General features: G+C 61.0%; 20 protein-coding genes, 1 tRNA gene and 1 pseudogene. 16 read left to right on the forward strand and 6 right to left on the reverse strand.

Features of this window, described 5'->3' with window-relative positions; translation table 11 throughout:
* Positions 1 to 27 precede the first annotated feature (27 nt).
* Positions 28 to 1827 carry a DEAD/DEAH box helicase gene (locus tag F8O05_RS05025; protein ID WP_158051650.1) on the forward strand — a complete coding sequence of 600 codons (1800 nt, stop codon included), beginning with the start codon at positions 28 to 30 and terminating at the stop codon, positions 1825 to 1827.
* An 81-nt stretch (positions 1828 to 1908) separates the two neighbouring features.
* Here the strand turns inward: F8O05_RS05025 and F8O05_RS05030 are convergent, their stop codons facing one another.
* From F8O05_RS05030 to F8O05_RS05040, 3 genes are all read right to left on the reverse strand, one after another.
* A complete protein-coding gene (locus F8O05_RS05030) occupies positions 1909 to 2589 on the reverse strand; it encodes a DedA family protein (RefSeq protein WP_225735741.1) in 681 nt (226 codons plus the stop codon).
* Positions 2590 to 2598: 9 nt separating this feature from the next.
* Positions 2599 to 4167: an RNB domain-containing ribonuclease gene (locus F8O05_RS05035; protein WP_225735742.1), complete on the reverse strand. Its 1569-nt coding sequence runs from the start codon at positions 4165 to 4167 to the stop codon at positions 2599 to 2601.
* Between the two features lie 109 nt (positions 4168 to 4276).
* Positions 4277 to 4362 (reverse strand) — tRNA-Leu (locus F8O05_RS05040).
* A 144-nt stretch (positions 4363 to 4506) separates the two neighbouring features.
* Between F8O05_RS05040 and F8O05_RS05045 the strand changes: the two genes are divergently transcribed.
* Genes F8O05_RS05045 through mshC form a run of 3 tightly spaced genes read left to right on the forward strand, consistent with a single transcriptional unit; the run spans position 4507 to position 7992 of the window.
* The gene (locus F8O05_RS05045; protein ID WP_158051651.1) at positions 4507 to 5823 is read left to right on the forward strand and encodes a M20/M25/M40 family metallo-hydrolase; all 1317 of its coding nucleotides are present in this window, start codon (positions 4507 to 4509) and stop codon (positions 5821 to 5823) included.
* A 49-nt stretch (positions 5824 to 5872) separates the two neighbouring features.
* On the forward strand, positions 5873 to 6718 hold the full coding sequence (locus F8O05_RS05050) for an undecaprenyl-diphosphate phosphatase (protein ID WP_158051652.1): 846 nt from the start codon (positions 5873 to 5875) through the stop codon (positions 6716 to 6718).
* 20 nt (positions 6719 to 6738) lie between these two features.
* Complete coding sequence (gene mshC, locus F8O05_RS05055; RefSeq protein ID WP_225735743.1) at positions 6739 to 7992, forward strand: cysteine--1-D-myo-inosityl 2-amino-2-deoxy-alpha-D-glucopyranoside ligase; 1254 nt, start codon at positions 6739 to 6741, stop codon at positions 7990 to 7992.
* Between the two features lie 102 nt (positions 7993 to 8094).
* On the opposite strand, the gene F8O05_RS05060 is transcribed toward mshC, so the two are convergent.
* Entirely contained in the window at positions 8095 to 9015 is a 921-nt protein-coding gene (locus tag F8O05_RS05060) for a PAC2 family protein (protein WP_158051653.1), read from the reverse strand.
* Positions 9016 to 9090: 75 nt separating this feature from the next.
* Between F8O05_RS05060 and F8O05_RS05065 the strand changes: the two genes are divergently transcribed.
* The 11 genes from F8O05_RS05065 to lnt are packed head-to-tail and all read left to right on the forward strand — an operon-like array spanning position 9091 to position 20583.
* Positions 9091 to 9774: an HAD family hydrolase gene (locus F8O05_RS05065; protein WP_158051654.1), complete on the forward strand. Its 684-nt coding sequence runs from the start codon at positions 9091 to 9093 to the stop codon at positions 9772 to 9774.
* Positions 9775 to 9825: 51 nt separating this feature from the next.
* Positions 9826 to 10920 carry a tRNA (adenine-N1)-methyltransferase gene (locus tag F8O05_RS05070; RefSeq protein ID WP_158051655.1) on the forward strand — a complete coding sequence of 365 codons (1095 nt, stop codon included), beginning with the start codon at positions 9826 to 9828 and terminating at the stop codon, positions 10918 to 10920.
* Complete coding sequence (locus F8O05_RS05075; RefSeq protein ID WP_158051656.1) at positions 10917 to 11858, forward strand: hypothetical protein; 942 nt, start codon at positions 10917 to 10919, stop codon at positions 11856 to 11858. The genes F8O05_RS05070 and F8O05_RS05075 overlap by 4 nt, the downstream gene beginning before the upstream one ends.
* Before the next feature lie 44 nt (positions 11859 to 11902).
* Entirely contained in the window at positions 11903 to 12874 is a 972-nt protein-coding gene (locus F8O05_RS05080) for an FKBP-type peptidyl-prolyl cis-trans isomerase (protein WP_158051657.1), read from the forward strand.
* Between the two features lie 21 nt (positions 12875 to 12895).
* Entirely contained in the window at positions 12896 to 13996 is a 1101-nt protein-coding gene (locus tag F8O05_RS05085; protein WP_158051658.1) for a helix-turn-helix transcriptional regulator, read from the forward strand.
* Positions 13989 to 14963, forward strand: a complete 975-nt coding sequence (locus F8O05_RS05090) for a WYL domain-containing protein (RefSeq protein WP_192497037.1) — start codon at positions 13989 to 13991, stop codon at positions 14961 to 14963. Before F8O05_RS05085 ends, F8O05_RS05090 begins: the two co-directional genes overlap by 8 nt.
* Before the next feature lie 11 nt (positions 14964 to 14974).
* A complete protein-coding gene (locus tag F8O05_RS05095; RefSeq protein ID WP_158051660.1) occupies positions 14975 to 15340 on the forward strand; it encodes a hypothetical protein in 366 nt (121 codons plus the stop codon).
* A 3-nt stretch (positions 15341 to 15343) separates the two neighbouring features.
* Positions 15344 to 15667, forward strand: coding sequence for a Sec-independent protein translocase subunit TatA (gene tatA / locus F8O05_RS05100; protein WP_158051661.1), 324 nt, complete (start codon positions 15344 to 15346; stop codon positions 15665 to 15667).
* A 5-nt stretch (positions 15668 to 15672) separates the two neighbouring features.
* Entirely contained in the window at positions 15673 to 16509 is an 837-nt protein-coding gene (gene tatC / locus F8O05_RS05105) for a twin-arginine translocase subunit TatC (RefSeq protein WP_225735744.1), read from the forward strand.
* Between the two features lies 1 nt (position 16510).
* The gene (locus tag F8O05_RS05110; protein ID WP_158051662.1) at positions 16511 to 18943 is read left to right on the forward strand and encodes a DEAD/DEAH box helicase; all 2433 of its coding nucleotides are present in this window, start codon (positions 16511 to 16513) and stop codon (positions 18941 to 18943) included.
* Positions 18944 to 18948: 5 nt separating this feature from the next.
* Positions 18949 to 20583: an apolipoprotein N-acyltransferase gene (gene lnt, locus F8O05_RS05115; RefSeq protein ID WP_158051663.1), complete on the forward strand. Its 1635-nt coding sequence runs from the start codon at positions 18949 to 18951 to the stop codon at positions 20581 to 20583.
* Positions 20584 to 20824: 241 nt separating this feature from the next.
* Here lnt and F8O05_RS05120 read toward each other — a convergent pair.
* Both F8O05_RS05120 and F8O05_RS05125 read right to left on the reverse strand, forming a co-directional pair.
* Positions 20825 to 21178: pseudogene (locus F8O05_RS05120) on the reverse strand (RNA polymerase-binding protein RbpA); the annotation flags it as partial.
* 128 nt (positions 21179 to 21306) lie between these two features.
* Positions 21307 to 22065, reverse strand: coding sequence for a glycerophosphodiester phosphodiesterase family protein (locus F8O05_RS05125; RefSeq protein WP_158051665.1), 759 nt, complete (start codon positions 22063 to 22065; stop codon positions 21307 to 21309).
* Positions 22066 to 22149: 84 nt separating this feature from the next.
* On the opposite strand from F8O05_RS05125, the gene F8O05_RS05130 reads away from it, so the two are divergent.
* Entirely contained in the window at positions 22150 to 22926 is a 777-nt protein-coding gene (locus F8O05_RS05130) for an SDR family oxidoreductase (protein WP_225735745.1), read from the forward strand.
* The last annotated feature ends 70 nt before the right edge of the window (positions 22927 to 22996 follow it).

Here is a 22996-nt window from a genome sequence, read left to right on the forward strand (position 1 = left end):
CCGAGTTTCTGCATGAGTAGCGTTCCGATGGCATCGAATCGTACAGCTCATCAGGTTGGTACCTACGCCGCCGAACACCTCTCGCCGGCGTTTCCAAACCGCGCACCCCGTGGCACCGCCGGAAGCCTGCGTGCCTGGCAACAGGAGGCGCTGGACCTCTACCTGCAGAAGAAGCCGCGCGACTTTCTCGCAACCGCGACGCCCGGCGCCGGTAAGACGACCTTCGCGCTTCGCATCGCGACAGAACTACTTGCCGACGCGACGGTCAATCGGGTGATTGTGGTAGCGCCGACCGACCACCTCAAGACGCAGTGGGCGGAGGCGGCCGCCCGCGTCGGTATTCGGCTCGATCCGAAGTTCAGCAATAACCAGGGTGGTGTCTCACGTGAGTACCACGGGGTGGCCGTGACCTACGCCCAAGTTGCGATGAAGCCCTATCTGCACGAACACCTGTGCGGTTCCGCCCGGACGCTGGTGATCATGGATGAGATTCACCACGGCGGTGACAGCCTCACCTGGGGTGATGCGCTGCACGATGCCTATGAGCACGCCGATCGGCGGCTGTCTCTGACCGGAACTCCGTTTCGTTCGGACACGGCACCGATTCCTTTCGTGCGCTACGAACGAGACGGTGAAGGTATCCGCGTCTCGCAGGCGGATTACACATACGGGTATGGAAATGCTCTTGCGGACGGTGTCGTGCGTCCGGTCATGTTCATGGCGTATTCCGGGAACGTGCGCTGGCGGGATACCTACGGTGAAGAGATGGCGGCGGGGCTCGCCGACGACAACACCAAAGACATCGTTTCGCAGGCCTGGCGCACGGCGCTTGACCCGAATGGTGACTGGATCCAGCAGGTCATTCAGGCAGCTGATCAACGGTTAACCGAAATTCGCCAGGACGTGCCGGATGCCGGTGGGCTCGTGATTGCCACCGATCACGAAGCGGCGCGTGGTTATGCGGCGCTGATCGAACACCTCACCGGTACCAAACCCGCGCTTATTTTGAGTGATGATCCCGGCGCCTCGGATCGTATTTCGAGTTTTGCCGCCTCGAACGAACGCTGGATGGTCGCGGTGCGGATGGTTTCCGAGGGTGTTGACGTGCCACGCTTGTGCGTGGGCGTCTATGCCACGAGCTCATCCACGCCGCTGTTCTTTGCGCAGGCAATTGGTCGATTCGTGCGGGCCCGGCGCAAGGGTGAAACCGCAACAGTGTTCATCCCTTCGGTCCCCAAGCTTGCGGCGCTCGCTCACGAGCTCGAACTCGAACGGGATCACGCGCTTGACCGGCGCACCAAAGAGGAAGAAAACCTCGGCGCGGGGATGACCGAAGAGGAGAGGGAACTCGCCGAAGCCCAAAAGGAAGATCAGGCTTCGAGTGAATTGACGACTTATAAGTTCGAGGCGCTCTCTTCAGAAGCGCAGTTTGAACGGGTGCTCTATGACGGCGGTGATTTTGGCTACGCGGCCGAAGTCGGCTCGCTTGAAGAGCTCGAGTACCTGGGCCTGCCGGGCATCCTGGAGGCAGAAGAAGTCTCTGCGGTTCTCGAGGCGAGGGCGAAAAAGCAGGAGAGCATCCAAGACGCCCGTGCCAATCGGAAGCTTCACGATGGGCACCAGACGGTGCAGCCGCTGCACCGCACCCTCAAGGAACAGCGCACGCTGCTGAATTCACTGGTGGGTCTCTATGCCCGGCAAAAAGAACTGCCGCACGGGAAGGTGCACGGTTGGTTGCGAGCCACCTGCGGAGGGCCGGCGGTGGCGCAGGCCACCTCGCACCAGATTCAACAGCGCATCGATCTGCTGCGCAAGAAGCTGCACTGAGTAGTAGCGAACGGGAAGCGGTGCCGAGAAGTTGCGCCGAGAGGCTGCAATACGCCCGGTGCTTGACCGCAGTGCTTCGGGCTACCGTTCAGCTTGATGTTCCCGTCGAGCCTTGCGGATCTTATGCACGATGTACCAGAGGATGACCGACGCCACGACGGCGATCACGATGTATTGGAACCAGCCCGCGGCTTGCTCGAGGACCTCCCAATTCGATCCGAGTGCGAATCCGCCGTACACGAAAATGGTGTTCCAGATTGCCGAGCCACAGAGGGTGAGGAGCCCAAACTTCCACCAGGACATTCGCTCCACACCGGCTGGAATCGAGATCAGCGAGCGAAAGATGGGCACCATGCGTCCGAAGAAGACGGTCCAATAGCCATGCTTATTGAACCAGCCGATGGTCTTATCAATGTCATCCCGATCGACCAGCGGCAACATACTGAGGAGCTTTACCGTACGGTCGTGGCCCAACCAGGCACCGAGCCCGTACAGCGCGTAAGCGCCTAATACCGAGCCCGCAGTTGCCCAGATGAGCGCAGCCACCCAGGTGAACTGCCCGGCGGCACTGCCAGCGGTAAAACCTGCGAGCGGCAAGATTATTTCCGAGGGGATGGGCGGGAACAGATTCTCGAGAAACACCAGTAATGCGACACCGGGTGCCCCGAGGAAGTTCATCAGGGACACCGCCCAATCGCCGATGGCTCCAAACGCTGAGGGCTCGGTGGCGGATTGGCTGAGCACGGTGGTTAGGGAAGTCACTCGGCAAGCCTAGCCACGGGGAGTGTCTTGCACCCGGGGGTTTTCCGGAACCTTTGCTTCCGTCGTTGTTGCCGGGGGAGTGTCCGCGGGATAAGCAAATCGAACCCGTCTTTCGGCCACATTGGCTTCGACGAGCCGAACGCGGATGCGCTTGCCGTGTGGAACATCGCCGCGGCACTGTGCAATTACCGGCGGCTGATAGACGAAGATTTCAGCATGGTGATCACCATCGCCGCCGCGGAGTAGACCCGCGTCAAACACTTCGTTCACGGAGTCTCGTAGGGCCACTGCCTCGGCGAGATTGATGGCTTCATTCTCCACTGCAGCGGAGCGCTGTCCGGAGGACTGCAGCAGACCGGGTAGCTCCGGTAACGCTTCGAGTATCTCCGGCGGCACACTACCGGTGATTGAGAGATCTTTCTCGCGCAGATCTACCCAGTGCTCGCCGTAGCTAAGGCACGCTTCGCTGACAAAGCGGTCGCCAAGCCTGCGGATGGGTGCAGTGGCATGCGCGTATTCACTTGCGACCCCGGCATGCCAGGTGGATTCGGCCGTTGGACGTTCAGTGAAGGCTAGGTATCCTGATCCACGCAATAGTCTTGTCGCCGCCGAATTGAGCGCGAGGGTAGCCGGATCCGTCGGGTCAAGGCTTGCCAAAAGCATGCCGGGGGAGTCGGCTGAATTTACGCGGATGCCGAGAGCCCGAGCAGCGCGAAAGAATCGCGCCACGGTTTCGTCATCGGGGGCCGGTAGCGTCCGCAACAGGCCTACGCCACCGGCGAGCATGATGCGCGCGGCAGCGAATCCCGTTGCGAGCGAGCACTCGGCATTCCACGCATCCATCCGTGTGCGTGGCTCGAGCCGCAACTGCCACGCGGTGCCATCGAATTCCAGATCCTGCTCGGGCAATTGCAATTCAATTGCGCCGCGGGCACGGCCCCGTTCCTCGCGCAGGGCACCAAATTCGGGAAGCAGAGCTATCGGCTCGGGAAGACGCTCACCGAGGTCATACTGCCCCTGCAGCGTGGGGTAGTCGAGACGTTCGCGCACGTGGATGAGCGCGCGGCGTACGCGAGCACGTGTGAGCGCCGCGGTGCTGTCAAACTCGAGTTGCCACAGTACGGCGGGCCGATCTTCACTGGCAACCAGGCTGGCGATTGATTCGCTCAGGATGCGCGGATGCAGTGGCACGTTGCCATCGGGAAGATAGACGGTTTCACCGCGCCGACGAGCCTCAACATCAACCGGATCACCGGGGCGGACAAACGCGCCCACATCAGCGATAGCGTAGTAGAGCGTGAACCCCTCGGACGCTACTTCGGTACCGCGGCGAATCAGCACCGCCTGGTCGAGGTCCTTGGAACCCGGTGGATCAATGGTGACAAAGGGCAGATCGCGTGCATCCACGCGGGCATCGGCGAACGCATCCTGAGCCCGCGCAGCGGCAGTCTCCACTGCCTCCGGGAACTCTGTGGCGAGGTCGTATTTCTCACGAATCGGCCCAAAGTCAAGGTCGGCAATGGTCATTGTTGCTGACGACTGACTATTCTCAGGGTGTGCGCTTGAGGTCTCACTCATGTCGCGAGGCTAGCGCAACCGAATCTCGCCGCACTGGCAATGCCGTCCACGGAGGAAATGGAATTGGCCCCGGAGAGATTCTCATCTCTCCGGGGCCAACTGCTCCGCGTGCGCGAAGGGGGACTTGAACCCCCACGACCTAATACGGTCACTAGCACCTCAAGCTAGCGCGTCTACCAATTCCGCCACCCGCGCGAAGTGTGTTTCCATTTGCTTTTCAACTCCTGGGCACGAAGGAATACATTAGCAATACTTTTCGGGAGCACGCAAATCGAAGTTTCCGTGTCGGCGTGTTGCGTTGTAAATATGGGAAACACGCCGATTCATTAGGCTAGGGCCATGACCTCGGAAAACGCACTTCTTCAGGACCCAACAGTGGTCGCTACCCGCGACCTGATTCGTATCAACACCACCAACTGGGGTGGTGGCAAGAGCGAGGGGGAGCGGGAAGCCGCCGAGTATTTGGAAGCCCGACTGAAGGGCATGGGGCTCGAGACCACGGTCTTCGAGTCCGAGCCGCGACGCACCTCCGTGGTTGCGCGGGTTGCAGGGCGGAATCCAGACAAGCCCGCCTTGGTCGTGCACGGGCACACGGATGTGGTGCCGAGTAACGCGGCCGACTGGAGCGTTGATCCCTTCCGTGCCGAGGTAAAGGACGGTTGCATCTGGGGCCGCGGCGCCGTGGACATGAAAAATATGGATGCCATGATCGTCACGGCTCTCGAGCAGATTCAGGCGCAGGGCCAGCAGCCCGAGCGGGATCTCATCATCGCGTTCTTCGCCGATGAAGAAGACGGCGGCAAGCTTGGGGCTCACTATGCGGTAACCGAATTCCCCGAGCTCTTTGCCGGAGCCACCGAAGCGATTAGCGAGGTGGGCGGTTATTCCGTCGCGGTGGATGGCAAGCGCGCATATCTCCTGCAGACCGGCGAAAAGGGGATGCTGTGGTTCCGGCTGCGATCGAAGCGGCTCGCCGGACACGGCTCGCGGTTTATCGCCCGCGAGGACAATGCCGTCACCGCTCTCGCTGAGGCGCTGGTGCGACTCACCAAGCATGACTGGTCCATGCGTCTTACGGAGACCACCCGGGGCACCATCGAAGCGTTGTGTGTGCTCACCGGTGAGGACCCTACGCAAATTTCCCCGGATGAAATTGTGCTGCGCACGGGTTCCGCATCCAGTTGGCTGACCGCATCCCTGCGAACCACCGTGAACCCGACCATGCTCGATGCCGGCTACAAGGTCAACGTGATTCCCGCTGAGGCGATGGTGGCGATTGACGCGCGACCCCTGCCAGGGGAGGAAGGCGCGTTTCTCGAGCAGGTACGCGAGATCGTCGGTCCGGACATCGAGGTGGAAATCGATTGGGAGTTCCTCGGTACCGAGGCACCGTCCTCGGGGCCGCTGGTGGATGCCGCGCTCGGCGCGCTGGACCGTCACGATCCGGGAGCGATCATCATTCCGTATCTGCTGCCAGCCGGCACCGACAATAAGTCCCTGGCGCGGCTGGGGATCAACGGCTACGGCTTTGCGCCGCTGAAGCTCCCGCTCGACTTGGACTTCCCAGCGATGTTCCACGGTGTCGACGAACGTGTGCCGCTCGAATCGCTCGTCTTCGGTCGTGAGGTGCTGGCAGACTTTTTGCTGAGCTACTAGGGGCGTACACTTACCCGCTGGTGTTGAAGCAATCGAAAAGGTCGGGTGCATGAGCTGGTTTGATGCAATCGTGTTGGCGATCGTCCAGGGACTCACGGAGTTCCTTCCGATCTCATCCAGCGCCCACGTGCGCATTGTTGGTGAGTGGATCGGTAATGCTGATCCCGGCGCGACGTTTACGGCCATCATCCAGATCGGTACCGAACTCGCGGTGCTCGTGTTCTTCTGGCAAGACATCGTGCGGGTGATTCGCCATTGGTGGGGTTCGCTGCGCGGCAAGGTGCCGAAAAACGATCCGGATGCACGGATGGGGTGGCTCATCATCATCGGTTCGATCCCGATCGTGCTGCTCGGAGTGCTGCTGCAGGACTTCATCCGCTCACAGTTCCGCTCGCTGTGGATCGTGGCGACCACGCTGATCGTCTTCGGGATCATCTTGGGAATCGCGGATGTGCTCGGCAAACGAGAGAAGCAACTCGACAAGCTCGATGTGAAAGACGGCATCATTTACGGGTTCGCTCAAGCACTCTCGCTGATCCCCGGGGTATCTCGTTCTGGCGGCACGATTACCGCGGGCCGACTCATGGGCTACGACCGTCCCTCAGCGGCACGATATTCCTTCCTGCTGGCGATTCCAGCCGTCCTCGGCTCCGGAGGTTACGAGCTCTACAACGCCTTGACGGAGTCATCGGATGCCACCGCAATCGCGTGGGGTCCCACGATCCTGGCCACGATCATCGCGTTCATAGTGGGCTGGGTGGTCATTAAGTTCCTCATGAAGTGGGTGGAAACCAGAAGCTTCATGCCGTTTGTGATCTATCGAATCGCGCTGGGAACGCTGCTGTTCGTGCTGCTCGCGTTCGGGGCAATTGACCCGCTTTCAGGAGCCGCCTAACAACTGCGTAAACTGGGCGCGTGATTCTCGCAAAAACATGGACTTCGCCCGAAGTGCCGACGCTTACCGGCACCCCCATCCCAGTGACACTGTTCAACACCGCAACCGAACAAGTTGAGGTGGTGAAGACTCAGGATGGAGTTGCGCGGCTCTATGTTTGTGGCATCACGCCCTATGACGCCACGCACTTGGGCCACGCCGCCACCTACCTGGCGTTCGACACGCTGGTCCGTGCCTTGAAGCAGGCAGGCGTACCGGTGGAGTACTCGCAGAACATCACGGATGTGGATGACCCGCTGTTCGAGCGCGCTGACGCCACGAACGTGGACTGGCGACAGCTCGCGGCTGACCAGACCGACCTTTTCCGAAGTGACATGGCTGCGCTTCGGGTGATCGCCCCGAACTCCTATGTGCGGGTGCAGGATGTCATCGCCGAGATCGCGGCGGGCGTGGGGGTACTCCTCGAGAGCGGTATCGGGTATACCGTCCCCACCGAGGATGCCGAGGGTGAAGACGTGTACTTCGACCTCAGCGCGAGCCAAAATAGCGATCTGTACACGCTTGGTGGCATGAGCCATTTCTCACCACAGCAACTTGATGAAGCCTTTGTTGAGTTCGGCGGAGACCCGAACCGCCCCGGCAAGCGCTCACCGCTAGACCCGCTGCTGTGGCGGGCACGCCGTGATGGTGAGCCGAGTTGGCCTTCCCCCGCGGGCGAGGGTCGACCCGGCTGGCACGTCGAATGTGCGGTCATCGCGACCGGCACGCTGGGCAACACCGTCAGCGTGCAGGCCGGAGGGCGTGACCTGCGTTTTCCGCACCATGAAATGACGGCGGCGCACGCTTCGGCCATCACCAATGAGCCCTTCACCGAGCACTATGCCCATGCTGGGCTTGTTGCCTACGAGGGCACCAAGATGTCCAAATCGTTGGGGAACCTCGTACTCGTGTCGAAGCTCATCGAAGCCGGTCACGACCCCGCTGCGGTGCGCCTCACTGTGCTGGCTCACCACTACCGGGAAAATTGGGAGTGGTTTGACGCCGAACTCGACGCGGCCACGGAGCGACTGCGCACGTGGCGTGAGGCAGCCGACCGAGCGGAGGCATCGCATCCCGCCTCGGACTACCCGCAGCAAATTCGCGAGGCAGTTGCCTCCGATCTCAACACCCCAAAGGCAATCGAGCTTGTGGATGCTTGGGCACTCGAAACGCAGCCTGACTCGGCAGTTCTTGACGTAGTCGACGCGCTTTTGGGTATTTCGCTTACAGCGTAGGGAGCTTGAAGCGGCGCATCCTGTCCCGAGGAATCGGGGTCGGGTTGCGCCGCTTTGCTGTCTACCAGATCGCTGTCTGGCGAATCGCTGTCCGCCGAACCGCTAACTGCGGGGTCGGTTGTCGCGGTCGCCATCCTCGTCAGAGTCCTGATCTTTCGCCAGGAAACGCTCAAACTCCGCCGCAATGGCCTCGCCGGTGGCGGCCTCAGAATCGACCACATCACGGGCCTCTTCTAGGTACCGGACATAGGTTTTCAGATCCTCATCCGCATCCACCGCATCGGTAATCTGCTGTTCCCAGGTGATCGCTTCCGCGAGCAGTTCGCTGCGGTCATAGTCGAACCCGAGTAGCTCGGTGAGCTTGTCCATGATCGCGAGCTGCGCCTTCGGCGAAGAATGGTCGGCATTGCTCGTGTAATGGGGGACGGATGCCCACATCGAGACCACCTGTACGCCAGCTTCGCGCGCGGCGTGCGCAAGGACTCCGGGAATTCCAGTCGGGCCTTCATATTTGGAGGCCTCGATGTGGAGGCTATTGCGCACCTGGGCGTCATCGCTCGTGAGGAACACCTGAATGTCCCGCGTGTGTGGAGTGTCGGCCAGCAGTGCCCCGACAATCACCACGCGCGTGATGGACTCGCGCTCGATGACCTCGATGATTTCTTGCGCATAGCTGCGCCACCGCAGTGAGGGTTCACTGCCGGTGAGGGTGTAAATCCGGTGCACATCGGGGTTCGTTTCGGCTTCATCAATTGGCTGAGGAATGATTGGGCCGGTAATCGTCGATGCCGGCCAGCGGATGACGCGGTCCCCATTCACGTCGAACTCGGACCGCGGCCGCATTGCCGAGAAGTCGTAGTAGTCCTCATCATCGATTCTTCGGACCACTCGGTTCACGCCAATGTGGCGTTGCAGCTCATTTACCGCCTCGCTTGCAGCCTCACCGGCATCGCTCCATCCGAGCATCGCCAGCACCAGGGTCCGGCCAGCACGAAATGGGGTAGGGCGCGAGGAATCCGTCACGATGTGTACTCCTGAAAATTGGGAACGCTTCTATCAAGCCTACGATGCGAACCAAGCCACGTAGACTAGAAGGATATGACCGCGAACACTCCCGCGGCCGTTCTTTGGGATATGGACGGCACGCTTGTCGAAACCGAACGCTATTGGATCATGGCCCAGTCCGGCTTGATGGTGCGTCACGGCTTACCGCCCCTGACCCCTGAACAAGACGAAGCCCTCGTGGGTTCATCGCTGCAGAGTGCGGCGGCAATGTTCCGCGATCTTGGTGTGCCACTGAGCATTCCAGAAATCATGGACACTGTCTCCAACGAAGTGATTGAGCTCGTGGGAAACGGGGTGAGTCTGCGACCGGGTGCGCTGGAGCTCTTGAATGACCTGCACAAGCACGAGATTCCCACGGCAATCGTCACCAACTCCGGCCGGGACCTGGTGGATGCGGTGCTTCCGCACCTGGGTGGCCACGAATTTTCGCAGATCGTGACATTCGAAGATGTTGAACATGGCAAACCCCACCCCGAGGGCTACCTCCTCGCAGCCGAGAAACTCGGAGTCGCGAGCGAGCACTGCATCGTGCTGGAAGACTCGGTAAACGGCCTCGGGGGAGCGATCGCGGCAGGCTCAGTGCCGATCGGGATCCCCTTCGAACTCGATCTGCAGCCCAACGAAAGCTTCATCCGCCTCGAAACGCTCGCGGGCATCGGCTGGCGCGACCTGCAGTCGCTCTTTGCCGAGTTCCGCAACGCGACGGCTCGACGCTAGCCGCGCATCCACCACCACGATTCTCAAATCGCCGCTTAAGAAACGAGATTAATGCACGCTGCGCCAGCATCCGGCCCCTTCCGCGCAGGCGAACGGGTACAGCTCACCGACCCCAAGGGTCGCCCGACCACTGTGTGGCTCGAACCCGGTTCGGCAATGCACTCGCACCAGGGCACAATCCGCCACGAACAGCTCATTGGGCTTTCGGACGGCTCCGTGGTTGAAACGAGTGAGGGGGTGCCGTTTCTCGCTTTGCGACCCTTGCTCTGGGATGTGGTGATGTCGATGCCGCGCGGCGCGGCAATCATCTATCCCAAGGATGCCGCAATGATCCTCGCGAAGGCCGATATTCGTCCCGGCGTTCGGGTGGTCGAAGCGGGTGTGGGCTCGGGCGGGCTATCGATGTGGATTCTGCGGGCGCTTGCCGGCACGGGTGAACTCAAGAGCTTTGAACGGCGCCCGGAATTTGCCGAAGTAGCCCACGGCAATGTCGTCAGCGTCATTGGCGAGGAACCGCAGAACTGGGAAATTGTGCTGGGTGACCTTGCGGATGCGCTGCCGGAGACCTACGCTCCCGGCACGGTGGATCGCGTGGTGCTCGACATGTTGGCGCCGTGGGAATGTCTGCCTGCGGTTTCGGAGGCGCTCGTCGCCGGTGGGGTGCTGCTGTGCTACGTGGCCACCGCCACCCAGCTCTCGCGCGTGGCCGAAGAGATTCGTGCCACCGGGATGTTTACCGAACCGGAAGCTGACGAAACGATGGTGCGTGGTTGGCACGTGCAGGGATTAGCCGTACGGCCTGACCACCGTATGGTGGCCCACACTGGCTTCTTGATCACGGCACGAAGGCTCGCGCCGGGTACCGTGCTGCCAGCGAAGCAGGTGCGTGGGTCAAAGACGCCAGCCTCGCTCGAAGACACCGAGGCCTGGACGCCCAGTGATGACGCAGCCTGGAACCCGGAAGCGGTCGGGGAGCGACAGGCGAGTGATCGCATCCTCCGCAAGCGTGGACGCGAGGCACAACAGGGCGCGGCGGCAGCAGTTGCCGCGCAATCAGCGGCTGCTTCACCTGCGGAGGACATAATGGACAGCGGCAATTCACCGGAAGACGGTGCCGAAATTCAAGAAGGAAAGGCGACCGAGTGACCGCCACAGCAATCCGTAAGTCCGCCCTCGCCGGGCTCGGCATCGTTTCGATCCTCGCCCTGAGCGCGTGTGCTCAGGTTCCCGCGAGCGATCAGGTGTCCGCCTGCGAACCGACGACAAACTTCCAGGTTGAGCGCAGCGGTGAGGGTGACGGACAGGTGATTACCGAAGGGGCAATCACTGCGTTTGACCTCACTGTGGCCTTCGAAGACGGCACCGAAATCATTCCGCAGACGGCAGTCGTGGATATGGGTGACGGCACTGCGAGCCCCGCGAATCTCAACTACCTCTCGGCCTTCCCTCTGGCAGCCTTCGGCGGTATGAGCGTGGACTTGTCCTCGGTGGGCGAAGCCCTGCGCTGTGCTCAAGCCGGCCAGCAGGTCAATGCCACTATGCGAGTGGACCAATTCTTCCCGGAAGAGCTTTCCGCATCCATGGGTGATGATCTGAACAGCCAGAACGTCATCGTGACGGCAAATATCGACTCGGTCTACCATTCGGCGGCCACCGGGCGAATCAATCCGCAGCAGAACGGTATTCCCGCCGTGGTGAGCGCCCCGGACGGTACCCCGGGCGTAACGATGCCGCAGGAATCCGCGCCGACTGAGCAGCGCGTGGGCGTAACGATTAACGGATTCGGCGCACCGGTGACCGAAGGCCAAAAACTCACCCTGCATTTGAGCGCCTTTACCTGGACCGACAGCACGCAGATTTTGACCACCTGGGGTAATGCCGGTCCGGCACTGCAGCTGCTGGCGGGTGCCGGTGACGGGTTCTACGACATCAGCACGGAATTGATCGGCAAGAGCGTGGGTTCGCAAGTGGTAATCGTGCTGCCAGCCAGCACGATCGCTGCCGACACGGAAAGCGACTTTGGGAGCGACCTCGGCTCCGGCGACGCGGTCGTCTTCGTCATCGACATTCTCGGCGCGGAATAATCTCCCACACTTTTTGACTCCTTAGAGAATAGAAATTGCTACCTATGCGTTCACGCTCTTCTCTGCTGCTGGCTAGCGCTCTCAGCCTCGCGTTGCTTCTGAGCGGCTGCTCAGGCAGCTCCAATCCGGAAGCCTCCGCTCCCGCCGTCGAAGACACCGGAGTCGCACCGAGTTATGAGGTCGTCGACGGAGGCGATGCAATCGCTGCCGCCACGATTTCCGAGAACTTCGGTGATACGCCAGAGGTAACTGCTCCGGGTGCGGATCTTGTGGGGGAACTCATGGAGCGAACCATCGTCGTGGACGGGGGCGGCGAGGCGATCACGAGCGAGTCGACCGTGGTCTGGAAGGAACAGATCTACGACCTCGGAACCGGCGAAGCCGCCACCGAGTTCTCGAGTCAAGGCCCGATTGATCTCAGCAATCCGGAGCTACCCGAATACGTGGTCGCGGCTTTGGATGGTGTGCCCTCGAATTCTCGAATCGGTCTGGTTATCCCTGCCGCAGTCATGCTCGGCACGACGACCGGCTCCGAAAACGTGGACCCGATGCTCCTCATCCTCGACGTGCAAAGCATCGAAGACGGTGCCGCCGCCAATGGCACACCACAGGAAGCCACCCAGTCACTCGTGACCACCTCGGCGAATCCGGGCGAAGCACCCACGATTGAAGTGCACTCAGACCAGCCAGAACCCACCGAACAGGTCATTGACGTGACCATCAAGGGAGACGGCGCCACGGTGGAAGCCGGCGACTACGTCACCGTGCAGTACACGGGGCTCCTCTTTAGCGACGGGACCGAGTTCGACTCGAGTTGGACCAGGGGCGGCACCCCGATTTCCTTCTCGACCACGGGCGTCGTCGAAGGCTTTGCGAACGCGCTGGTCGGTCAGACGGTCGGCTCGCGCATCACGACGGTGTTCCCAGCGGAGCTTGGCTATGGTGACAGCGAATCTGCGTCGATCCCGGCCGGATCCACACTCGTGTTCGTAGTCGACATTATCGAGACGCTCTAGCGAGGAACCACAACGTCACCCATGGCAGCATCTTCCCCGGTAAGACGAGCTCTGTCGCCCAATCACGCGCGACAGGTGCGGCTACTGATTCGGCTATTGGAGTCACCGCGGCCGCTTTCGGCGCGGGAGATCTATACCTCGGTGGATGAGTACCGCGAGCGGTTCAACCCGCAAGGGGATAACTCGAGTCTCGAGAAGATGTTTGAGCGGGATCGGGAAGCGCTCGCCCAAACGGGGATTGAGATTGGTACGGTACCTGACCCTAAGACTCCTGGCGATCGGGCCCAGTGGCGCTATGCCGTGGTGCAGGATGCTGCCGGTGGCGCCAGCGTTGACCTCACGGCCGAAGAGGTACTGCTGGTGGATGAGGCCACGGCAGCCTGGCTTGACCCGAGCCTGCACAGCGATGCGCGATTGACCTATGTCAAGTTACTTGGGCAGGCCGATTCCGGGGCGACGCCGGCGGGCTCGGTGCCTCGAACTGTTATCTCGACGCCGCCGGTATTCGGGGCGCTCCGGGATGCGGTCGCGCGGTCACAGCAGATTCGCTTTGACTACCTCAAACATCGGGCGAGCCAGCCCGAAACCCGGCAGGTCGACGCACTAGCGCTCTTCAGCCACCGCGGGCGCTGGCTCCTGCACGGTTATGATCACCTTCGCGAGGCACCTCGTAACTTCCTGCTCAAGCGCATCCTCTCGGACGTTGTAGAAGTGGGCAGCCACAATCGCCAGCAGGTTGACACCGGCGCCCTCATCGCAAGCCTTGAAGAGATCGCGGCCCGGCAGGCGGTCACCGTGCAAGTCAAGGCGAATAGCGAAGCTGAGGTGAGACTGCGAGCCCGCGCACAGTCAACGACTGCAGCTCCCGATCCCGCCCAGGGCACGCAGCCGCAGGACCGCGCCACCACCTGGCATGAACTGGTTATTCACGATTGGGATCTCGGGCTCCTTGCGGATGAACTCGCCGGGATGGGGACCGCAGTGCGCGTCCTCTCGCCCGATGAGGTGGTCGAAGGTGTGCGTGAGCGGCTAACCCGGATGCTGGGTGAGCATCGAGATGCGACCGCCACGGGAAATCAGGCAGCTGCGAAACAGGACGGCGTGGAGGACGCGGATGGCTGAATCAACCAAGGTCGACCCGGTTCTGGTGACCTCGGTGCTCGACTATCTTCGTCGTAGCGAGCACGGTTACGACCTCGACGAGATGGCGGAACATTTTGGTCTCCCCGCCACGCGGATGATCGGGATTATTGACTTTCTCTGGACGCTGGAGTTCCCCGATTCCTCGCTCAACGGGCATGAGCACATGTTCGACTTCGACGCGGACGGCCTGGCAGCAGAGGACCCGTGGGTAAAACTGACGCACGATCCCGCGGCGAAAGTAACCCGGAGGTTTCAGCCGCAAGAGCTTGCCACGGTGCTCACCGGGCTGTCGACACTTCGAGACTTTCGGAACCCCGAGGAGACCGAAATCCTCGACCGGCTTACCGCGAAGCTCCTCGGCCAAGAAGCTTCCGATAGTGTGGCCGAGAAAATTGAGGCACCGGTAGTCGCGGCGATGCGTCGAGCGCTTGACCGGAGCACGCAACTGCAATTCAGCTACTTCCGGGAGTTTGCGGATGCTCCCGAGACCCGTACCGTCGACCCACTACGCATCGAGGTGCGCGGTGCCATGGTGTACTTACTGGCGTATTGCCACTTGCGCGAGGGGATGCGCTGGTTCCGGCACGATCGCATCCTCACCTTCACCGAACTCGATGAGCCGATCGGACAGTATTCGGAGCAGGATCGCAATCAACCGCTGCAGGTGCGTGGCCAGGGGCTGCAGCGAGTCGACGCCGCCATCGCTCCGTGCGTGTTTGCCGCGCTGCGCCCCTATCTGGATGCACGGGATTTTCCACCGTTGGACAGCGATGGTTTCTCTCGCTGCTCGATTGTGTTTCGATCCCTGCACGTGGCTGCCCGCTTGGCCGCCGAAAATGCGGGAGCGTTCATGATTGAAGGGCCCGCCGAGGCAAGAAGCTTCATGGTTCGCTGGGCGCAAGAGGCGCTCAGCGGTGGCAGCACGCTTTCGAGCCCGAAGGCGTAGACTTGAGCATTATGCCGTGGTGGTCTTGGGTACTGATTTGGGTGGGACTCGTGGTCCTGCTCCTTGCCGTACTCGTCGTCGGCGCAATCTGGTTGTGGCGAAAGCTCAATGCCGTCCTGCCTGAGATCGAGCGACTTGATCTCATCCAGCAGGAACTTGCCGAAGTCGCTGAACAAGCGACGGTTCCGTATGAACCCCGGAAATCCGCGATACTGCGCCCAACGCGACAGGTTCTGGATGAACGGGAAGCCTTCGTCGAAGCAAGAGACGACCGCCGCGAAGCGCGCCGAGAAGAAAAACTCGAACGTGCCAATGCACTGATCCACGCCAACCCGATGCAGTTTAAGCATCTGGCCACGCACCCTAAGAAGGGATAACTCATGCCTTTTGGCAACCTCAGTGGATGGACCTTCGTCATCATCCTGATTATCGTGCTGCTCCTTTTTGGCGCACCGAAGTTGCCGAAGCTCGCCAAGAGCCTCGGTGAGTCAATGCGAATCTTCAAGGGTGAAATGAGCACCATGAAAAAGGAATCGAATGATCGCGCTGCGGGGGATTCGGAGCAAGACGGTTCGAATGTGTCCGGTGCAGATCGAGGCGCAACCAGCACACCGCCAGCAAGCACGCCACCAGCAAATACCCCACTATCCGATACACCACCGTCGAACACCCAGGCCGACGGTAACGACAACTCCACGAGGTAGTCGCCATGGCGGCTACGCCGCGGAACCGGTCAGCTACGTCGCGGAAGCGCAATCCCGAAGGCCGGATGCGGCTTGTTGAGCACCTGATTGAGTTCCGCAACCGGCTGATCATTTCTGCGATTGCCATCGCCATAGGCATGGTCGCAGGGTTCTTCCTCACGGATATCGTTCTTGACCTCATTCGTCGACCCATTGAGACACTGCAGGAGACTCGCGAGGGCCGCGTTTCAATTAACTTCGGCAACGTCACCACCGGGTTCGATCTGCGGCTGCAGATCGCGCTCACGCTCGGCATCGTGGTGTCTTCACCGGTCTGGCTCTATCAGACCTGGATGTTCCTCATGCCCGGCCTCAAGAAGGGGGAGCGGCGCTACATCATCGGCTTCCTCGGAGCTGCCATTCCGCTATTCCTTGGTGGCGTTGCGCTCGGCTTCATCCTGATGCCACGGATGATCGAGGTGATGGCGATGTTCGTTCCTGAGAAAGACACGGTCTTCTACGACGCCAAGACCTATTACTCCTTTGTACTGACACTCTGCCTAGCCGTGGGCGTAGCCTTCGTGGTCCCCGTCATCCTGGTGATGCTGAACTTCGCGGGGATACTCGCCGGCAAGACGATCCTTGGTGGCTGGCGTTGGGCAATCTTGATCGCGGCACTCTTCGGCGGGATTTCAACCCCTGCCGCCGATGTTCTCAGCATGGTGCTGCTCATGTTGCCTATGATCGCGCTGTATTTCGCTGCGGTCGGAATCGCGCTGCTGCATGACAAGCGACAGGCCAAACGGGATGCGAAACTGAGGGAAAACCTACTGGGGTCCAGTGAGATGAGCAGGGGAGACTAGCTTGACGGAGCTCAGCGCCGCGGAACGATTCGCGCGAGCGAAAAAACGCAGTCGATTTCCGGAGTTCGAGCTGTTCAAGAGCCTGCAGCGCTTCGATCTCGACGAATTTCAGGCGCACGCCTGCGAATCCCTCGAGGAAGGCAATTCGGTGCTGGTCGCCGCGCCCACCGGAGCTGGAAAAACGATCGTCGCCGAGTTCGCGGTTTTTCTGGCGATGCGCGATCCGAACGCAAAGATCTTCTATACCGCGCCCATCAAGGCACTCTCGAATCAGAAGTATCGCGAATTCGTTGCCGACTACGGGGCCAGCGAAGTGGGTCTGCTTACTGGCGACGTGAATATCAACTCGCAAGCGCGCATTGTGGTGATGACGACCGAAGTGCTGCGCAACATGATCTACGCGGGCAGCGATCTGATGCACGACCTCGCCTATGTGGTGATGGACGAGGTCCACTATCTGGCCGATCGTTTTCGCGGCGCGGTGTGGGAAGAGATCATCATCCACCTGCCGAGTGAGGTGCGGTTGGTGTCCCTGTCGGCGACGGTGTCCAACGCCGAGGAATTCGGCGACTGGCTGCAGGCGGTCCGCGGCGATACGCAGGTCATCGTTTCCGAAATTCGACCGACTCCGCTGTATCAACACGTGCTCGTGGGGTCGCAACTACACGATCTTTTTCGCACAAAACGGGATCAGCTCACCGATCAGGTGAATCCCGACCTCGTACGGGCGGTCCAACAGTTTCGCGGCACCGGGGGTCACGGGCGATCGCGTCGCGGTGGCAGGGCCGGGCAAGTCGCACGGTACACCCCAAGGCTCGATCGGGGGCCATTCGTCGAGATGCTCGATGACTACGACCTCTTGCCGGCAATCTTCTTTATTTTCTCGCGCGCCGGTTGCGATGCTGCGGTGCAGCAAGTCGTCAACTGGGGGGTACGGCTCACGACCAGGCAGGAAGCCGACGAAATTCGGTGGATCGTGGAGGAGCGCACGCGGAACATCCTGGAGGAAGACCTCACCGCGCTCGGCTTTTGGGAATGGCGGGATGCGCTCGAACGCGGCGTGGCTGCGCACCACGCGGGCCTGCTGCCCGCGTTTAAGGAGATTGTCGAAGAACTGTTCCAAGGCAAGCTCGTGAAGGTCGTCTTCGCGACCGAAACCCTCGCGCTCGGTATTAACATGCCAGCACGCACGGTCGTGCTCGAAAACCTTGAGAAATTCAACGGCTTGTCACGGGTACCAATCACCCCTGGGGAGTACACCCAACTCACGGGGCGTGCCGGGCGTCGCGGCATCGATATTGAGGGCCACGCGATTGTGCAATGGCGCGATGGTGTGCAGCCGGAATACATCGCTTCGCTCGCCTCGAAGCGTTCGTATCCGATGAACTCCTCCTTCCGCCCCACGTACAACATGACGGTGAATCTGGTGGACAGGTTTGGCCGTGAGCGGACCCGGGCGCTGTTGGAGTCTTCCTTCGCGCAGTTCCAAGCTGATCGTGCCGTGGTGGATATTGCTCGTCGGGTGAAGCAGCAGCGTGAAGCCTTGGCGGGATATACAGAATCGATGCACTGTGATCACGGTGACTTCCATGAGTACTCCGAAATCCGCCGCAAGCTCAGCGAACTCGAGAAGCAACGCATTCTGAAGGATGATCCGCGTTTCCACGAGCTCCGCGAGACCCGCAGCAAGGAGCTCCAGGCCCTTCGGGACCAGTTGAAGCGCCACGGCTGCCACGACTGCCCCAAGCGGGAAGATCACGCGCGCTGGGCGGAGCGATACTGGAAGCTGCAGCGGGACACCGAGAAGCTCACCACTGAGATTTCGCGTCGTACAGGTGCCGTGGCGCGCACCTTCGACCGGCTCACGGACATGCTCTTAGAACTTGGCTATCTCAAGCACGGTGACGTGGAAGACGAAGTGCACACCACCGCGCACGGGCAGCGGCTCAAACGAATCTTCGGTGAGCGGGATCTGCTGGTTGCAGAATGCATCCGTCGTCAGGTTTGGCTGGGACTCGAACCGGCAGCCCTTGCGGCAATGGCCTGCGCGCTCACCTATGAGCCGCGTCGCGATGAAGAGAATCCGCCCGTAGGCCATCTTCCCAAAGGTGGCTTCCGAGAGTCACTCGAACAGACCGAGGCGATTTGGGAACGACTGGACGGCCTCGAACGCGAACATCGGGTGCCGCGCACGAACCCACTTGCGACCGGTTTGGTGCCGGCCATGTTCCGCTGGGCGAGTGGCTCACCGCTCGAGCGGGTGCTTGAGCGGGCGGATCTTGCCGCCGGTGACTTCGTACGCTGGTGCAAACAGGCCATCGATCTGCTTGACCAAATCTCGCAGGTTGAAACCGGCAAGCTCGCAAAGGCCGCCCAGGAGGCCAGTAATCTGCTGCGCCATGGCATCGTGGCATATTCGGGAGCCGAGAATTGAGCGTAATGCTCACCAAACTGCATCGTTCAACCCGCACGGTACTCCCGAAGAACAACCGGGCGCAGTCGCAAGCGCTTTCTCGCCCCGCGGCACTTGTCACCGCACTTGCCGGGGCACTCATGTTGCCCTTGGCCTTCCCGGATCGAGGTTGGTGGCCCTGCGCCTTTATCGGGGTAGCGCTCATTCTCTGGAGCGTCCGCGGCCAAAAACCAGGCTTTGCCGCGGGCCTGGGGTTCTTGGCCGGGCTTGCGTTCTATCTGCAGCACGTGCTGTGGACCTCACTCTTCCTTGGGCCACTGCCCTGGATTGCGCTGTGCGTGCTGATGGGGCTGTGGTGGGCCGCCGTGTTTCCCCTGATTGCGCTCGCCTATCGTCGCCTGCCGAGTCGTAGCGGAGTTCTTCGGGCATTCGGTGCCCTACCGCTTGCCGTGGCGTCCCTCTGGACTCTGCGCGAGGTGCTCTCGGCGAATTTTCCCTACGGTGGATTCGCGTGGGGACGGCTCGCACAGTCACAGTCCAACTCACCGTTTGTGGAGTTGGTCTCCTGGTTTGGCCTGAGCGGGCTCAGCTTTGTGATCGTGTGGTTTTGTGCCTTTGCGATTGAGCTCATTGCGCGCTCGTCACCAGATCGGATCACTCGAATGGCTCGGTTGGGCGAAGCGTCATATCGCGTCGGCACGCTCATCCTAATCCTTATGTTGCTGGCCGTCTGGCCGCCGTGGCCGACGCCGCAGACCGGCACAGTGCGCATCCTCGCAGTACAGGGCGATACCCCGGGTGCCAGCTATTTCATTCCCTCCGAGCGGGGCGAAATCCTGCTGGCGCACGCCGATCAGACCCTCGCTGCCGAAGACCTGGATGACATCGACCTGGTGCTGTGGCCCGAAGGGTCAGTGGATGTGAGCCCCTGGTATTCGGACTCGGCCGCGGCAATTCTTGACGAGGTGTCGGAGTATGTCGGTGCGCCGATCCTCGCTAATACCGTGACGATGGACGGCGAATTTGACGCACCGGACACGCACTACTACAACACTCAGTTTCTGTGGGTGCCCGGCGCAGGGGCAGTCTCCGGCTACGATAAGGCACACCCGATTCCGTTCGGCGAATATGTGCCAGACCGGGAGTTCTTTATGGCATTGGCGCCGGATCTGATCGGTCTGATCCAGCGGGAATACACTCCGGGCACGCGCAGCAACGTGATCGCGGTGAACGGCAGCAAGTTCGGCGTATTTATTTGCTATGACATTGTTGACGACTCGCTGATCCGCGCGGCAATTGCGGATGGTGCCGAAGTGCTCCTTACCCCCACCAATAATGCTGATTTTGGTCGGACGGAGGAGTCTGGACAACAGATTGCGACGGCAAGGCTACGGGCGGTGGAGACCGGGCGTTCGGTCGTGCAAGCTTCCACCGTGGGCTGGTCTGCTGCTTACCTGCCGGACGGCACCGAAGTGGCGGCCCTGGACTGGTACGAACCCGGTTCCTTCACGGTGGAATTACCCACCGCATCCGCCTCGACCCTGGCCCTTATCTGGGGACGGGACCTGGAGATCTTGCTCGCTGGCATCGGCATCGCACTGCTGCTCACCGCCCCGCGCGCTACTCCGAAGCCAACACGCGTCCGACGGTACGTCTGGTAGGCACGCAAAACGCCCCGCTCGTTTACCGATTGGTAGGGGAGCGGGGCGTTGTGGCCTAAGGTTACTTCTTCTTGGCTGCGGCGGCCTTCTTACGCTTGGCTGCCTTGGCGGCCTTTTCTTCGGCTTCCTTTTCGGCTGCGGTCAGCGCGCGGGCGCGGTTCGCGATGTCCGGAACCTTGGTGAGGTCGGTAGCCCGACCGGAGGTCTGCGGCGCACCTGCGGTGGGCTCACGGCGGTCGTCACGCTGAGTACCGCGACGCTCGCGCAGATAGTCGAGTCGAACCTGCAGGACTTCCTCGAGTTCTTCCGCGGTGCGGCGCTCGAGCAGCATGTCCCAGTGGGTGCGCTGTGCCTTCTGCTCGGGAGCTTCGTAGGGAACGAGGTCTCCCTCTTCGTCGAGGAGACGACCTTCGACACCGGTCTTCGGCGAAACCCACACCTCGGGGGCCTCGGCATCGGCGGCGAACGTCACGACGAAACGCTGGCCGTCCTCACTAACATATGTACGGAGCTGGTGGTCAACGAGAACCACGCCCTCGTCGCTCTGCAGGCTCTGCGATCCGAGTCGCATGCCGCGCAAGCTGCGATCTGCCATTGCGGAACTCCTTTCAAATCAAAATGTGCGGCCGAGACGGTGACCGCACACACATCCACTAAGTCTAAACGGTTTCGCGCCGCGGCGTATTCCGCAGTCCACCAGAATGGGACGCCGCATCGGGTGCATCATGGAGAGTTTGAGGGAAATCGGCTCACCAACGGGATACCGCGATCCGCTCGGTCGGTGACGACACCGTCGACCCCGGCGTCTAGCCACTGCTGCATCTCGGCCGGATCATTGATCGTCCACACGTGCACTTCTTTCACGTGTCGCTTATATGCGGCCAACCGGCGCGGGGTGAGTAATTCAATGCGCGCCATTTTGGGAGGCACCTGGATGGCATCGCAGTCGCTGAGGAGCTTAGCCAAATGACGCTCATCTCGACGGGCAATGGCAAAGAGGGCCTTGGCTATGCGTTGCCAGGATGCCCCGTGATAGGACAGCGGCAGGAGTTTGCGCAACTCGCGGCAGGTGCGTTCGCTGAACGCCGTCAAGAGCACGCGCTGTTCCGCCTCGACCCATTTGATGCCGTCACACACTGCTGCAGCGGCATCCGGATCTTTCACATCGATATTGAATTTCGCTTCCGGGAGCGTCTCGAGCGCTTCCGCCACGGTAGAAATCTGCTGACCCTGGCGAGTGCGTCGCTGCAATTCGCCGAGTGTGAGATCGCGGATGCGCGTCTTCGTGCCGTCCCAACGTTCGAGCGACTCGTCGTGCCACAGCACGGCCACATCGTCCTTCGTGACCTGCGCATCAGTTTCCATGTGGGTGACCCCGACATCGAAGGCAGCCCGGAACGCGGCCAGGGTGTTCTCTGGAACGTCAATCGCCAGCCCGCGATGCGCCAGGATGCGCGGGGGAGCCGGCTCAAAATAACCCATGGGCTTAGTCTGCCCTGATTCCTCGCAGAACCGGTCTCGACGCGCCTCCCGAGGCGCAGTCCGTGGCCAAGTAGAATCGCATTCATGTCTGAAGCAATTGAAAATCCGCTCGCACCCGCATCCTTGACGGGTAAGCGCGTGCTCGTGACCGGCTCATCCCGTGGCGTTGGTGCCGACACGATTCGCTATTTCGCCAAGGCCGGGGCCAGTGTCGTGGTGAATTATCGGAATAAAGAAGCCCGTGCGCTCAAGCTCGTAAATGAGATTAAGGATGCTGGCGGTACGGCAATTGCGGTTGGCGCAGACTTGACCGATGCCGATTCTGTGAAGGCAATGATCGACACCATTCGAGATGAATTCGGTGGCCTCGACATTCTTGTGCTGAATGCCTCGGGCGGCATGGAGTCGAACATGGGGGAGGACTACGCGCTGCGCCTCAATCGCGATGCCCAGGTGGGTATGTTGCAGGCGGCTCGCGAGATCCTCAGTGAGAATTCCCGCGTGGTGTTCGTTACGAGCCACCAGGCTCACTTTATTAAGACCACCCCAACGATGCCGGAATACGAACCGGTGGCACGTTCCAAGCGAGCCGGTGAGGATGCACTACTTGAGTTGGTGCCGGAGCTCAAGGCGAACGCGATTGATTTCGTTGTGGTCTCAGGGGACATGATCGAGGGGACGATTACCGCAACGCTCCTGAACCGATTGAGCCCGGGGGCTATCGAGCAGCGTCGGGAACAGGCCGGGAAGCTCTACAACGTGGCTGAATTTGCGGCTGAGGTTGCCAAGGCGACGGTTGAGCCGATTCCGGCGGACAATATTCGGCTCGTCGGTGACGTTTCGAGCTTCAACGTCGCGTAGGTCTGCGCCGCAGAATCATTTCTGCCCGGCCGGATAATCCACAATCTAGTCATTATGACAGTGAGTGCCC

It is taken from the genome of Gulosibacter chungangensis (assembly GCF_008831155.1).
Classification (GTDB): Bacteria; Actinomycetota; Actinomycetes; order Actinomycetales; family Microbacteriaceae; genus Gulosibacter; species Gulosibacter chungangensis.

Bases quoted from the DNA above. Each gene is read 5' to 3' on its own strand.
- F8O05_RS05025 (WP_158051650.1), top strand. From the start codon at position 28: ATGGCATCGAATCGTACAGCTCATCAGGTTGGTACCTACGCCGCCGAA.
- F8O05_RS05035 (WP_225735742.1), bottom strand. From the start codon at position 4,167: ATGAGTGAGACCTCAAGCGCACACCCTGAGAATAGTCAGTCGTCAGCA.
- F8O05_RS05045 (WP_158051651.1), top strand. From the start codon at position 4,507: ATGACCTCGGAAAACGCACTTCTTCAGGACCCAACAGTGGTCGCTACC.
- F8O05_RS05050 (WP_158051652.1), top strand. From the start codon at position 5,873: ATGAGCTGGTTTGATGCAATCGTGTTGGCGATCGTCCAGGGACTCACG.
- F8O05_RS05065 (WP_158051654.1), top strand. From the start codon at position 9,091: ATGACCGCGAACACTCCCGCGGCCGTTCTTTGGGATATGGACGGCACG.
- F8O05_RS05070 (WP_158051655.1), top strand. From the start codon at position 9,826: ATGCACGCTGCGCCAGCATCCGGCCCCTTCCGCGCAGGCGAACGGGTA.
- F8O05_RS05080 (WP_158051657.1), top strand. From the start codon at position 11,903: ATGCGTTCACGCTCTTCTCTGCTGCTGGCTAGCGCTCTCAGCCTCGCG.
- F8O05_RS05085 (WP_158051658.1), top strand. From the start codon at position 12,896: ATGGCAGCATCTTCCCCGGTAAGACGAGCTCTGTCGCCCAATCACGCG.
- F8O05_RS05090 (WP_192497037.1), top strand. From the start codon at position 13,989: ATGGCTGAATCAACCAAGGTCGACCCGGTTCTGGTGACCTCGGTGCTC.
- F8O05_RS05095 (WP_158051660.1), top strand. From the start codon at position 14,975: ATGCCGTGGTGGTCTTGGGTACTGATTTGGGTGGGACTCGTGGTCCTG.
- tatA (WP_158051661.1), top strand. From the start codon at position 15,344: ATGCCTTTTGGCAACCTCAGTGGATGGACCTTCGTCATCATCCTGATT.
- tatC (WP_225735744.1), top strand. From the start codon at position 15,673: ATGGCGGCTACGCCGCGGAACCGGTCAGCTACGTCGCGGAAGCGCAAT.
- lnt (WP_158051663.1), top strand. From the start codon at position 18,949: ATGCTCACCAAACTGCATCGTTCAACCCGCACGGTACTCCCGAAGAAC.
- F8O05_RS05125 (WP_158051665.1), bottom strand. From the start codon at position 22,065: ATGGGTTATTTTGAGCCGGCTCCCCCGCGCATCCTGGCGCATCGCGGG.
- F8O05_RS05130 (WP_225735745.1), top strand. From the start codon at position 22,150: ATGTCTGAAGCAATTGAAAATCCGCTCGCACCCGCATCCTTGACGGGT.